Consider the following 13,546-nt stretch of genomic DNA (forward strand, 5'->3'; position numbering starts at 1 on the left):
ATATTAAACTAGTCGAGTAGAAGGGAACCTCTCTACCTTAAGGTAGATTGTGTTCCTCCCCCCTCACAGAACCGTGCTTGCGCTATTTACGCACACGGCTCCTCCAAGTCATCATTCACACTGATTCTGCTATCCTCAATAGTTTAGTTTACATTTATTATCTCTACCTCTGTGTGTAGTAAATGTGTCCCTATTAAGGGTGATAACTTGGTAGCAGCCTTTCCTCCATCGGCATTACCCAACTTCATTGGTACTACGCTGCTATCCGACTCCCTACAACGGCATTTGGTTTCCTTGCTTATTATCGCTTGTACACCATACTCTTCTATAAGAAGAGACCGGTAGGGTCTCCCGAGTTGCCGTATCATATCCATGTGTGACGTGCCAAGGTCTCTGACCCCAGAGAGGTTTTATCCTTCTTGCCTTTTACGAAGAATAAAATGTAGTTTTCTGCCGCAGGTAAGGCATCAACCCTCTCGATTTACTAACATTATGGGGCTCAATCCCTTCAACCATTCGGCTTTCGGCCCGCCACCTAACTGTCTACGCTTAAAAGCTAATGTTACCATTAGCCCTCCAAGACTCGCTACGAGTGAATGGCTAGTTCTTTCTCGACGGGAATCCCACCCGCTATATGATACGACCTAGGCTCGGCCGCACACCTGCTGCGTTAGTTCAACAAGAACAAATTAAGAGCTAGCAAGTATTGAAATAGTAAAAACAATATAAGCTAAAGATAAACTAACAATTATAGTGTTAGTAGAAGTATCTTCACTATTTTTTACTTTTTCCATAATAGTAACTAAATTTACGCATATAATTATCGCAAGTATTGGATTAAAGAAAATTCCTAATTCTGCAAAGTGAATCACAATATTCACTTCCTTCCATTTTTCTTATTCAACTAAACGTTAGTAATAGGTAAACGTTTGAAGTTATCTCCGGCTTTTCCCCTACTCCGCACGGAACGTGCCAGTTTCCAAGCATTCCGCGTTCCATCTAACGATGGTATTATTAATTATAAGTTTCAAGTTACTCTTCATCGAAGAGCTTGCACTGTGGCATCATTCTTATATGAAATGATGTTCCCACGTTCTTACCAGACCGGTGCAATGCACAGTTGAAAAATAATTATTACCTATCGCTAGACTTGGGGCTGTTCCTCCACCTCCATTACAGAGGTTTCACTGGTCGTACCCCTACCCTCATAAGGACCAATGCATTTCGCCATTTAGCTTATAGCAACCGTTTCGGGTGACAGCCCTTGATCCAACGTTCCTTATTTTCCAAGTACCTTATAACCTAGCTATCTTTTTCTAAACTTAGGTGCTTCCTGTAAGCCTATGAGCTGGATACCGCCATTGTTCGGTATAACGTGTTTCAGAGCAGCAATTTTTACTCCACGTCACTCACCCCATCGTTGGATGGTACACAAGTTTCCTTATGCTCTAACTTTAGACCCGTACATTCGGAAGTTCGTCTGTTCTTTTCCGTAAGAAAATTCTCACCATATTTAGTTTTTCAGCCATCCGACATATCCATTGGCATACCTTTTCCGTGAGGAGTGGCTTCAGCCTTTGTTCTGCCGACTTTACCTGAGCTTCAGACCCCATAATCTGTCTATTATGACGCATGCAGGAGTATCAATGGGATAGTTTCAAAATACGTGGTTTTATCATTCCTATCCTCGGTTATAAAGTTAGGATTTCCGAAGAAATCCCTTGTTTTTTCACACATTAGTGCTTATAACAAAACTTGTCGCGCTGCTGCGTTAGTTGAAGAAGAATTTACACTATATAGTCAATTATCTTTGAAGGAACTTGTTCAAAAATATAAAGTTCAGGGCTATTAAAAGGCTTATTCTTTAAAACTTCTTCGAGAGTGTTAGTACTTGCCTAATAATCTTTCATTAAATCTTCCTTTGAAGGTAATCCTTCAACAAAACGTCCTTTGCCACTATCATATATATCTTCCTTATAAGCAAATAAATCACTTGATATATCTCGGTTAAAAACTAAAATTTTATTACTAAATACTGGAAATCGATAGTAAGGATATTCATACACTTCCAAATCTGCTCTGAAAGCAACTTTAAAGTCAATCCATTTTGGTAAATTTGCTGATCTAAAACGGTTTGTTAAATCTGGAAATAGATTACCACTATTAGAATACCATTTGGTTGCAGTTTTATGATTTAATCCTTCTTTTAAAACCCTTTGTGGACTTATACATGGGTCACTATCATTTTCAATGAACATATGATATAAAAACAAGTTATCGCCTCCTTCATTAGGTAACCTATTCTATGATTTTCATTAAAATCCCTTCTTCAGCTAAACTGCTGCGTTAGTTTAGCTGAAGAAAAAAGGCTTTACTCCTTCTTGAAGTAAAGCACCAGTTAGTGAAAAATCATAATTCAGGCTTACTATTTTTTTTCGTGGAATTCTTTAAAATCTTGAAGAAATCACTATCATTTTCGATTGTATAGTATTCGTTCTTATCACCATGCGTATCAATGATACAAAGTAATTTTTTATCTGAATCAACATACATTGCATATCCTGTATTAAATGTAATATTGATTCGGTAATCGTAATCACTTGAAATATCTGTTACTCTTTTAAATTTAGCATTTTTAAAGGCATCAATAAGTTCCTGTTGCGTTTCTTCTGGAATTTCAATTGTTGTGAATATATCCCCTGTTTCTATATCGATACTTTTCATGCTTACAAATGGGTTTTTAGCATTTAAATCAGCATAATCCCCTAATACATCTGATGCAGAATAATTCCTATTAGTATTAGCAAAGATAATGATACCCACCATAATAAACAATAAAGCTACAATTACGAATCCTGTTTTTCTGAATTTCCGAAATATTAATCGCACATTGACACCTTCCTTTTTATATTCTTATTCAACTAACCTGCTGCGTTAGTTCAATAAGAAAAAGAGCTGCCAATTCAACTCCATTATCTTTCACTAAAGCACCCGTTAGCCATCCATGAAGCGCAAAATCAGCGCTTCACCACAGAGAATGAAAATGGTTTGAGGAGTCAATACTAGTAGTCCACCGAAATCAATAGACTTATTAATATCCGCTCTCCTCTTTTTTTTACGATTAAGCAGGGGCCTTCTTAAGTATTGTCATTTTTCTTTTCTTGAAGAAACTAATTTTCATGGTAGTTTAATAAGAGCAGAGACGCTTATTCGCCAATCTCTCCCAATTGGTGAATATTGTTAGTACACGTCATATTGAATTAATGCTCCCTATTAATTTAAAAAGGGAGCCTTGCAGTTTGTGCAAGTGCACCCTATTGTTGTTGTATCAAACTAATTCCTTCTCCATTGCCCAGTAAGTATCATCCCAGCCAACATGTTCATATCCGAATTGTTCGTATAAACGACAAGCTGGATTTCTTGGGTCTACGCTTAAACATAATTTCTGATACCCATAATTTTTTGCTTCCGTTTCGAGCGCACGCATTAAAGCATTTCCAATTCCTTTACCCCGAAATTCTTTAAGGATGGCAATTCCGATTTCTGGCGTTTCATCATCAAACAGACGCAACCAAATGGCACCAATCTTTTGTTCTTCTTTTTCCGCAATCAATCCAATATCACCGCTCTGTTCCCCCCATCCAGCCACATATTTTGAGACAGATGGTTCGTTTAGTATTGTCCTTGGGAAAGGTTTTTGTCCTTCTGGTACAAACGCGGACTCATACACCATATCCCGCAAGAATGGGATATCGTGTCTTTCAAGACTTCTTATTTCGAAATTCATAGGATTTATCACCTACCCTTTGTAGTTCGTCCTCAATTGAGATGTTCTACATTCCCTCCTACCAAGATAATTATAAATATAAATCTGGATACGATTAAACCAACCTGACCCCGTTAGCCATCCATGAAGCCAAAATCAGCGCTTCACCACAGAGAATGAAAATGGTTAGAGGAGTCAATACTAGTAGTCCACCGAAATCAATAGACTTATTAATATCCGCTCTCCTCTTTTTTTACGATTAAGCAGGGGTCTTCTTAAGTATTGTCATTTTTCTTTTCTTGAAGAAATTAATTTTCATGGTAGTTCAATTAAACTTGCTCTATTAAATGTCTCGATTGTTGAACACAAGTTAAACACCGCTCTTAAACTAAACTGCTGCGTTAGTTGAACAACGTTATAGTTTATTTAAAGTTCACGTTAATTCCCCATATTGTTTCTTTGAATTGCTTCTACCAATTAAGAAAATTCAAGTTAATTTTTCTTTAGTTATTCACATAGCTACAAAGTTCAATTAAAGTTCCATCAGTTGATGCGGGATTAACATAAATGAGCCTTCTTCCACGCGTGTTAGTACGTAGTGTGTCCTCTAGAAAACGAACTCCTTTTTTACTAGCCTTGAGTATTGCTTTGTCCAAATCGTCAACTCGATATGCAATATGATGCACCCCTTTTCCTCGTTGCTTTATAAACCGAGCCATTGGAGAGTTCTTGTTGGTTGGTTCCAGTAATTCAATTACTTTATCATTGGTTCTGACAACAGCAACGTGTACTTCAACACCAGGTGTATCACTTGTATAACGGTCCTCTAATAATCCATTTAATACATTAAGATAAAAGGGAAGAGCATCATCAATACTTCTAACAGCAATTCCAACGTGATCTAAAACATATTCCAATTTAGTTCCTCCGTTCAATATTATTATCCTTCACCCTCGAAAAAATCATTTTGTTCCACTATCCTGCACCTTTAGTTCAATAAGAAAAAGGCTTTACTCCTTATTGAACTAAAGAATCCATTAGTTAAAGAAGAGAAAAGAGACGCGTATTCATTCACTACAACTAGAGCGTCTCAACCAATTTCTGAATCTTTGAGTGGGAAATTAAAAAAACATTGCCAAAAACGTCGATTTTGTCTCCCTTTACACGTACAGCGCAATCTTTGTTCGACGCATAAATATTTATTTCTTCCGATAGGAGAGATAGTTCGCTTTGAACCAGTGCAATGTTATTTTCAAGATCAAAATGAGACAGGACGGAAAAATTGTCAAGACCGATTCCGTCGTAAACAGAGCTCATTTCAACTTTATATCCAAAGTTTTTCGAGCATAACCATTTAGCGGACATGTTGATTGCACCAGCGCTTGCTCCCATCACAACGGCGCTGCTTTTTTTAATCGAATCCGATAATTCATATTCCATCAAAAAACCATTTTGTTTAAGAGTATTCCCACCCAACAAGAAAATGACTGAAGCATTTTGAATTATCGTTTGGGCATCTTCCTTCTGTACGCGGTAATTAATTAAATGATATTCATCAAACATAATGCCAGCCTGGTCAAGCCACGAGCGTTCAGTAGCACCATCATCTTCATAAATAGCTGGATTCGAGCTAATCATAGCAAGCGATTTTCTATCAGTTATATCCTCCTGTAACACCCTGCCCAGATTCTCCGGAAAAAAATTGTTAAACCAACCTAAATAATAGTGAGTTTTCATAAGTACCCCCGTAGAAAAGTGTAAATAACTTTTATTCCTTACGTCACTCATTCTGTTTTCTTGTCACCAACAAAATACTCTCAATTTGGTCCGATTGTTGAACACAAGTTTTACAACGCTATTCAACTAACCCGCCCCGTTAGTTGAAACTTAATTCATCATTTTTTTACAAGCATGTAATGATAATGTATTTGATCTTCAATCTCAACATTCCCTCTAAGATGAAAGCCACATTTTGCTATTACTTTATTTGAAGCTGCATTGCGTGGAAGAACCACAGCGTTCAATTGTTTAACATCAGTGTTTTCAAATAGGTAATTTACTAATCCTTTTACTGCTTGTGTTGTGTACCCCTTATTTCTATAATGCTTAGAAATAGAGTAAGCAACTTCTCGATTTGTTCCAATTAGTTCCTCTTTAATACCAGTATTACAGAAACCAATAAATTCATCAGTTTCTTTTAAAACAATTCCCAACTTCAGCCACCTTTCACCTATGCTTGGGACATTAGCTAAAAACTCTTTATTATCCGGTATCTCATAATTTGTAACCCAATCTAACCTTTGTTCTCTAGTCGAACGCCAATCTGGTAAAAACTCATAAACTTCAGGTTGTGAAGTCAGTTCATAAATAGCATCTACATCTTCTATTCTAAACTCTCTTAATAGTATTTCACCGCAGTCTATTGTAAATAAATCGTTCATATTCATTTCCCCTCCAATGTAATAACATTCTCGCTAAGTTGAATAATTCCTTCTTCAACTAAACTGTTGCTTTAGTAAAAAAAACTCTACTCCTTATTAAAGTAAAGCACCCGTTAGTTGAATAACTTTTTTACCTTAAAGTTCTTTTCCAGTAATTATTTTATATAAAATTTCTGAGTCCTCAATTGGTAATTTTATATATCTTGACTGACCCCCAGGGATTATCTCCAATCTATCTTTATACGGAGTCACCCATATAGCGTAGTTAATCGAACCCAATTTAAAACGATACTCAGGAGGAAGTGCCATCTCCACCTTAATGTTTTCTTCCCATTCAGCGTTTTCAATTATTTCAACAACGGTCCTTATTTCATCATATTTAACAACTTCTTTTATACTTTTATACCCTTCGCTTTGGCGTTCTTCAACTGTAAACGATTTTTCTTCAATATGTTCAGTTTGAAGTGTCTCTGCTTGTATTTCTTTTGGTGCTTTTATTGTTTCTTCTTGATTACAGCCAACCAAACTGATTCCTATACAAAATAGTAAAAATAAGCGTTTCATCATAGTCTGACCCCTTATCTTTTTTAACCATATTTGTTCGAATCTAAAGTTATTCTACTTCGATAATAAATTGTAACTTCCTTGTTAAACTAACCTGCTGCGTTAGCCATCCATGAAGCGCAAAATCAGCGCTTCACCACAGAGAATGAAAATGGTTTGAGGAGTCAATACTAGTAGTCCACCGAAATCAATAGACTTATTAATATCCGCTCTCCTCTTTTTTTTACGATTAAGCAGGGGTCTTCTTAAGTATTGTCATTTTTCTTTTCTTGAAGAAATTAATTTTCATGGTAGTTTAAGTGTAAACCTTCACAAACTTTTTTTATTTTAATATAAATATCCAATTGAGGTGAAGAAAATTTAATCGGATGTAGGGTAGGTGTCACCGTACTATTTTTCGATAAATCAACCTTTTCCTTTAACAAAGCCAATTATTAAAACACGAACAATACTTAATATATTGATTGGAGCGATAGGCGGCGGTGATGGCTCATCGCTTACCCCTCTGAAAGCGGAAATCATGCTGATTTTTGAAGAGTATATTATACATATTCTCACATTTCACTTTAATATTGTTCGCGTTTTATGTTCTAAATTTGAATCATGAAATTGATTCGATTAATAATAAAATAACCTTTGTCCCAAACTTTCTGTGGACAAAGGTTATTTTATTATTAAGGATAGACCTTAGGTAATTTTATTTATATAGAGGTTACTTTCTCTTCCTTTAATTTATGAAAATGTTCCCATAAATTGTCGCAGTCTTCACGATCTTCTACTTTAATCATATTTACTACACTTTCATCCGAACCATCTAAATACTCGCGAAGATGGATGTCTGAAAATCCGTGTGTAGCTGCATCATTTCTTGTGCTGCAATAATGAACTTCTTTCACGCCAGACCAAATGATTGCTCCCATACACATTGGGCATGGTTCACATGTTGCATAAATTACGCAATCCGATAAATCCATTGTACCTAATTTTTCACAAGCTACTCGGATAGCTACCATTTCAGCATGTGCAGATGGATCCGTATCTTTCATCATTGTATTACTTACTGCTGCGATAACTTCATCTCCACGAACGATAGTCGCTCCAAATGGACCGCCATGTCCTTTATCCATACCTTCAACTGTTGCGTCTACTGCTAATTTCATGTAATCCATTTTATAACCCTCCGAATACTCTCGAATTATTTTATTAATAGATGTAGAATTCTCTCACTTCGAACGTGTAAAAATAGAAAAATTATACACGAGCTTCCATTTTACTCTGTAACAGGACCAATATTTTCTTTCTTATTTACATATAGTTTATAAGCTAAGAGTACTGCCATTAGTAGGTATCCTATAACGAAAGGCATAGCAGTATCTTGCGCAATTCCGATTGTGCTTGTATGAATTGCACCTACAAAAGATAAGACAGCTCCAAGTACTGAAACTATTATAGCTCCAATAGGCGTGTTACGGATAGTAAATACAGCTATAGAACCCCAAAGTACACTAGTAATAGGAGCACCATTACCTAGAGCTACCAAGCCATCGTAGAAAAGTCCAGCATTGTGCAGGGCAAGTGAAGAAACTTGATCGGCACCCTCTCCTACCGACATACCAGTAGCTGAAAGTGCATTATTCACTGCAACAAGTGCCCAGTTAGCAACCCATGGGAAGAAACATACAAATATTGCTGGAGCTTCAAATTTCGGACTTTCTTTAACAACTTGATGTCCTGTTACAATCGCTATAAACACGAGCATCGGAACAATTGCGGCAATTGGAACAACAGCTAGTAAAAGACCCATTAGACTGAAAATCGATAATAAGAATATGGCAAGAGAGCTAGCAATGGAATAGCCTAAACCTGCACCAACTTCTTTCCAACCAGCATGTCCTACATAAACTGTTACTGGGAATGGATTACCAAAAATGCCACCTATTGCAGTAGAAAAACCGTTTGCAAGCATAACGTCTCTAGTATTGTATTCATCACCAACAACAGCAGCAGCTTCAACGTTTTCCAGATTAAAAATGAAGTTCGATAACCCTAAAGGTATAGCGGTTAATAAATATGGCAAAGCAGCTTCAACATGGTCGAAAAGCCCATTTAAATGCACCTTAGGAGGATTAAATCCGAATGATTTTAGAGCTTCAGTAACATCAGCAGGATTTTGATATCCAGCTATCCAAGCAATTGAAGTTCCAATTAGGATCAATAATGCACCTGTAGGTATTCTTCTCAATATTGGATGTCTACTTAACCAGTTCATGAAGATGACTATTAAGGCAACAAATGCCACTACAGGCATTTCAAAAGATTGTAGCATTGGGTTCATACCTAAGAATACAAATGCCAAACCTGCCAAGGATGCTAATAATACAGTTTTTGGGACAAGCTTTCTAATCGTATCTCCTATGAATGCACCTAAAAATAAAATGGCAGCCTCAATAAAGCCCCAAAGCACAGCGACTGATGTTGTAAAAACAGCATCCTGTGTTTGATGATATAGAGGAAGCATAATCACAAATACGATAAGAAAAATACCAGGTGAACTAGAACCTGATGGTAATGCAGTAACATCTGTTCTACCTGTTTTCTTGGCTAATTTATAGGCAAAATAAGCAAAAATAACACCAGATAACAATACCGCAAGTCCAAAGCCAGGAACAATTCGTTTAAAAACAAACTCAGTTGGCATGCCAACTACACCAATTAATAATGAAATCATAACCAAAAAGTCTGTCAAAACGTTAACGAACAAACCGAAAGAAGCAGCAATGTCTCCTTTTTTCCAAAAAACTACATTCCCCATAACTAACACTCCTTGCATTTTATTAATAAACAATTATTCTAGTAATTGATTCTCAGCCAATTTACATTTTAATGGTAGCGTTTTCATTTACTAAAATTAACAACTCCTTATACTATTAATTTATCAGAAATCGCTAGATAGTCATCGTATAACTAAACCAAAAAATGGTGAAATTATTAGGCGTTTTATACAAAGGTATATATAATTGGTTGAAAATTTTAATAATTAAATTATTTAAATTTGGTTTAAAAAAATAAGCTAATTGGGAAGATTCTATCTATCTAGAAGTCTTCCCAAAATATCTTATAGCACTGCCACTTTTTCTTTAATAATATGTGTACCTGCTTCTTCTTTTATTGCCTCTTTCAAGCTTTCTGGGTTTGTAATAATTACTCTTTTTCCATTTTTCTCTAGAAAGCTTAGGCTCGCTTCAATTTTTGGAAGCATACTTCCAGCTGGGAAATGATTTTCTTCCATAAATTGTTTTGTTTCTTCAATTGAAATCTTATCTAAAGCACGTTGATTAGGTTTACCGAAGTTAATACATACTCTTGAAACACCAGTTGTAATAATTAATGTCTCAGCATCTATTTGCTCTGCTAGTAAACTTGTAGCAAAGTCTTTGTCAATTACAGCATCAATACCTTCGTACGTATTATTAGCTAATTTTACAACAGGAATTCCCCCGCCTCCAACAGCAATAACAACAAAATCAGAATCTATTAACAATTTAATAGCATCTTTTTCAACAATATTAATTGGTTTTGGAGATGGAACAACTCTTCTATAACCACGACCTGAATCTTCGATGAATTTCCAATCAGGATGTTCTTCTTTCATTTTTTCAGATTGCTCTAATGTAAAGAATGATCCTACTGGTTTTGTTGGATTTTCAAAATTTGGATCATCTGAACTTACCTCTACTTGAGTTATTACAGTAGCAACTTTTTTGTTCAGTCCCCTTTTTGCAAATTCGTTAGTCATTGCTTGTTGAATTTGGTATCCAATACCACCTTGTGTATCTGCTACACAATTAACAAGTGGTATCGCAGGCATGCCCGCTACTTCATTTGCAATTTCAGATCGTCTTAATCCGAATCCCACTTGAGGTCCATTACCATGTGTAACGACTACTTTATATCCCGCTTCTACCATATCAGCAATATGTACTACTGTTTCTTGTACTGCTTCATATTGATCTTGTATCGAATCTAGTCCATTTTCTTTAACTAACGCATTGCCTCCAATGGCAACAATTGTTACTTCCCCCACTTGAATTCCCCCTATAATGCTTAATTACCTTATCTTTTTAGTAATTCAATCGATTGTTCTTTATGAAAATGATATAAAGGATTTGTTGGATCATTCTTAATTGCATTCTCAATTGCTTCTATAGCTTCCTCATGCTTGCCTAAAGATCTTAGACTGTTTGCTTTATGAAAGGAGAAGTCATATCTATTTGGTTGAAGTGTTAAAAGTTTATCCATTTCAATAACAGCTTCTTCATGTCTTCCAAGCTCTCTTAAATAATTTGATTTATGGTAACGGTAGAATGTTTCATTCGGATTGATATCACATGCTTTATCGTATTCAGCCAAAGCTTCCTCTGGTTTTTTCCACAATCTCAAACAATTTGCTGTGTAAAAATAAAAGTCTAAGTCATTTGGATTTATCGATATTGCTTTGTTGAACTCTTCAAGAGCTTCCTTATATTGCTTTATCTCTTGTAGGAAATAACCTTTATAATAGAAGTAATCCGTATTTTGACTATCTAATTCTAATCCTTTGTCCATTTCTAAAATGGCATCTTCATAGTTATCCATTTTCGCAAATAGCTTAGCATTTTTAATATACTCATTATTTTCGTTTATCTCTTTTTCAAGAATACTAACTACTTTTTGTTGATTTAACTCTTTCGCATGTTGAAGGGATGACTTTCCATCGCGATCCTCTAAATTTACATCCGCACCAGCATCTACAAGTGTTTGAACGATATCAGAATATAAGCGACCACCATTCCCTAAAATCACGGCTTCAAGTAATGCAGACCAACCTAAATTGTTCATGTGGTTTACTGGAACACCAGCATCGATACAAACTTGTACTGTTTTTAAATAACCTTTTTCGCTGGAAGGTAATAAAGCTGTTCCTCCAAAACGATTTACACTGTTTAATTTGGCGCCACCACTAATCATCAATCGCAGTATTTCATGAAAACCATTTGCTGCGGAGCAAATAAACGGAGATAGTTGTGTAATATCTCTCTTATTTACATCACTTCCAGCTTCAATTAAGATCTTCACAGCCGCCACTTGATTTTTTTGAGTAGCTGCCATTAAAGCAGTACGTCCAGCATCGTCTTTAAAATCAACGCTTGCACCCTCTTGTAACAACTTTTCAATAGTAGAAAGATCCCCTAATTCACTCGCTTTAATAAGTTCAATATGTAAGGATTGATTATCCACAATTTTTCTCTCCTTTGCTGATCCGCAATATTATTGAGGCCCTAAACTATGTTTAGGACCTATTTTTTTCTTAAATAATATTTTCACTTAATGCTAGAATGGCTTTCTCAAAAGCTTCCACCGGTGGGTTGGTAATACCTGCACCAATCATTCCAATTCCCGCATCTTTATGCGCAATTGCTGTATTAATAATAGGCATAATTCCAGTTTGAATCACTTTCCGAACATCGATTCCAGTTGGAATTCCCATGAAATTTAACATTGGAATAGTAACGTTTTGATTTTCAGTAGTTGTGATTTCTTTCATTTTTGTGGAGAAGTTAATTGCATCTTCAACTGTTCCACCTACAAGTGCAACGATTGCAGGAGCGGTTGCCATTGCAAATCCTCCAATTCCGTAAGTTTCCGTAATAGCACTGTCACCAATATCCAGTCCAGAATCTTCTGGTTTGTAGCCAGCAAACATTGGTCCGATTACTTTTTGAGCTGGTCCAGTAAACCATGTGTTACCAGAGATACCACTTATACGAATACCAAATTCTACTCCATTACGTGCCATTGTCGTCACCACTGTACTGTTCTCGATACCATGAGCAGCATCTAGTGCACATTTACATAGAGCCATCCAAGTCGGACCTGAGAAATAGTCACTGCTTGCTACAAACTCAAACACTTCTTTTTTCTGCTCAGTTGTAAAATCTGTTTGAATAATTAAAGGCGTCAAAGCCTGGATAAGTAATGTTGTACCCGCAATGTTACGGTTATGACACTCATCACCCATATGAAGTGCTTGTGCAAGCATTAATCGTAAGTCAATACCATTTGCACTTAGTTTCATTGCATCACGTAATATTGGACCTAATACATCGCGCATCCAAATTAAACGATTGATAACACTTTCATCATTCGCACCCATACGTAAAATCTTTGATAATTGCTCACTTAAATTTGTGTACGCAATATTTCCGTATGTTTTGTTTTCAACAATATGCATAAACATTGACGCAGAAGTTACACCAGCCATTGAACCAACACAGTTATGCTCATGACAAGGAGAGAAAGTAATTTCTCCGGATGCAGCTAATTTTTCTGCTTCTTCAATATCCTTAGCTAGTCCTTCAAATACTATTGCTCCAGTTACTGCACCTTTCATTGGTCCATTCATTTTGTCCCAAGTAATAGGTGGCCCAGCATGTAAAATAGTTGTTTTCGTCATACCAGGAACAACATTGATTGCTTGATCGAAGCCGATTAATACGGGTTGTGAGTTAACAATTTTCTCCACCGCAAGTTTATTTGCTTCTTCAATTTTTTCTGCAATTGTCGGTTCCTCTAATTTATCAAGTGCAGCAATAATTTCCGGATTTCCTCTACCTGGTGGCATCCACTCTAAATGTGTTACAGTAGCATTCTGTTTTATCATGTCATCTTTGAAGGATTCAATACCCACGTTAATGACATTTATTTTTTCATTAAATAGTTCGTTAATTTTACTCAT

Annotated in this window: 12 protein-coding genes; all 12 read right to left on the minus strand. The window is 36.1% G+C overall.

What is annotated here, in order from left to right; genetic code table 11:
- Positions 1–1,895: 1,895 nt before the first annotated feature.
- On the minus strand, positions 1,896–2,273 hold the full coding sequence (locus PB01_RS16585) for a hypothetical protein (RefSeq protein WP_225986075.1): 378 nt from the start codon (positions 2,271–2,273) through the stop codon (positions 1,896–1,898).
- 136 nt (positions 2,274–2,409) lie between these two features.
- Entirely contained in the window at positions 2,410–2,889 is a 480-nt protein-coding gene (locus tag PB01_RS16590) for a hypothetical protein (protein WP_225986076.1), read from the minus strand.
- A gap of 439 nt (positions 2,890–3,328) precedes the next feature.
- The gene (locus PB01_RS16595) at positions 3,329–3,787 is read right to left on the minus strand and encodes a GNAT family N-acetyltransferase (protein ID WP_151701214.1); all 459 of its coding nucleotides are present in this window, start codon (positions 3,785–3,787) and stop codon (positions 3,329–3,331) included.
- A gap of 482 nt (positions 3,788–4,269) precedes the next feature.
- Positions 4,270–4,683 carry a VOC family protein gene (locus PB01_RS16600; protein WP_151701215.1) on the minus strand — a complete coding sequence of 138 codons (414 nt, stop codon included), beginning with the start codon at positions 4,681–4,683 and terminating at the stop codon, positions 4,270–4,272.
- A gap of 163 nt (positions 4,684–4,846) precedes the next feature.
- The gene (locus PB01_RS16605; protein WP_151701216.1) at positions 4,847–5,503 is read right to left on the minus strand and encodes a Type 1 glutamine amidotransferase-like domain-containing protein; all 657 of its coding nucleotides are present in this window, start codon (positions 5,501–5,503) and stop codon (positions 4,847–4,849) included.
- 158 nt (positions 5,504–5,661) lie between these two features.
- Complete coding sequence (locus PB01_RS16610; RefSeq protein WP_151701217.1) at positions 5,662–6,207, minus strand: GNAT family N-acetyltransferase; 546 nt, start codon at positions 6,205–6,207, stop codon at positions 5,662–5,664.
- A 135-nt stretch (positions 6,208–6,342) separates the two neighbouring features.
- The gene (locus tag PB01_RS16615; RefSeq protein ID WP_151701218.1) at positions 6,343–6,774 is read right to left on the minus strand and encodes a hypothetical protein; all 432 of its coding nucleotides are present in this window, start codon (positions 6,772–6,774) and stop codon (positions 6,343–6,345) included.
- A 698-nt stretch (positions 6,775–7,472) separates the two neighbouring features.
- Positions 7,473–7,940, minus strand: a complete 468-nt coding sequence (locus PB01_RS16620; RefSeq protein ID WP_151701219.1) for a nucleoside deaminase — start codon at positions 7,938–7,940, stop codon at positions 7,473–7,475.
- 101 nt (positions 7,941–8,041) lie between these two features.
- Positions 8,042–9,583 carry a xanthine permease gene (locus tag PB01_RS16625; RefSeq protein ID WP_151701220.1) on the minus strand — a complete coding sequence of 514 codons (1,542 nt, stop codon included), beginning with the start codon at positions 9,581–9,583 and terminating at the stop codon, positions 8,042–8,044.
- 303 nt (positions 9,584–9,886) lie between these two features.
- Positions 9,887–10,855 (minus strand): carbamate kinase, encoded by a 969-nt coding sequence (gene arcC / locus PB01_RS16630; RefSeq protein WP_151701221.1) that lies wholly within the window; start codon positions 10,853–10,855, stop codon positions 9,887–9,889.
- A gap of 29 nt (positions 10,856–10,884) precedes the next feature.
- Positions 10,885–12,048 carry an ankyrin repeat domain-containing protein gene (locus PB01_RS16635; protein WP_151701222.1) on the minus strand — a complete coding sequence of 388 codons (1,164 nt, stop codon included), beginning with the start codon at positions 12,046–12,048 and terminating at the stop codon, positions 10,885–10,887.
- Positions 12,049–12,118: 70 nt separating this feature from the next.
- The gene (locus PB01_RS16640) at positions 12,119–13,546 is read right to left on the minus strand and encodes a YlbE family protein (protein WP_151701223.1); all 1,428 of its coding nucleotides are present in this window, start codon (positions 13,544–13,546) and stop codon (positions 12,119–12,121) included.

It is taken from the genome of Psychrobacillus glaciei (genome assembly GCF_008973485.1).
Taxonomy (GTDB): Bacteria; Bacillota; Bacilli; order Bacillales_A; family Planococcaceae; genus Psychrobacillus; species Psychrobacillus glaciei.

What these genes read in the sequence shown, in the direction of transcription:
- PB01_RS16595 (WP_151701214.1), bottom strand. Translation starts at nt 3,787, where the DNA reads ATGAATTTCGAAATAAGAAGTCTTGAAAGACACGATATCCCATTCTTG.
- PB01_RS16605 (WP_151701216.1), bottom strand. Translation starts at nt 5,503, where the DNA reads ATGAAAACTCACTATTATTTAGGTTGGTTTAACAATTTTTTTCCGGAG.
- PB01_RS16610 (WP_151701217.1), bottom strand. Translation starts at nt 6,207, where the DNA reads ATGAACGATTTATTTACAATAGACTGCGGTGAAATACTATTAAGAGAG.
- PB01_RS16615 (WP_151701218.1), bottom strand. Translation starts at nt 6,774, where the DNA reads ATGATGAAACGCTTATTTTTACTATTTTGTATAGGAATCAGTTTGGTT.
- PB01_RS16620 (WP_151701219.1), bottom strand. Translation starts at nt 7,940, where the DNA reads ATGGATTACATGAAATTAGCAGTAGACGCAACAGTTGAAGGTATGGAT.
- PB01_RS16625 (WP_151701220.1), bottom strand. Translation starts at nt 9,583, where the DNA reads ATGGGGAATGTAGTTTTTTGGAAAAAAGGAGACATTGCTGCTTCTTTC.
- PB01_RS16640 (WP_151701223.1), bottom strand. Translation starts at nt 13,546, where the DNA reads ATGAGTAAAATTAACGAACTATTTAATGAAAAAATAAATGTCATTAAC.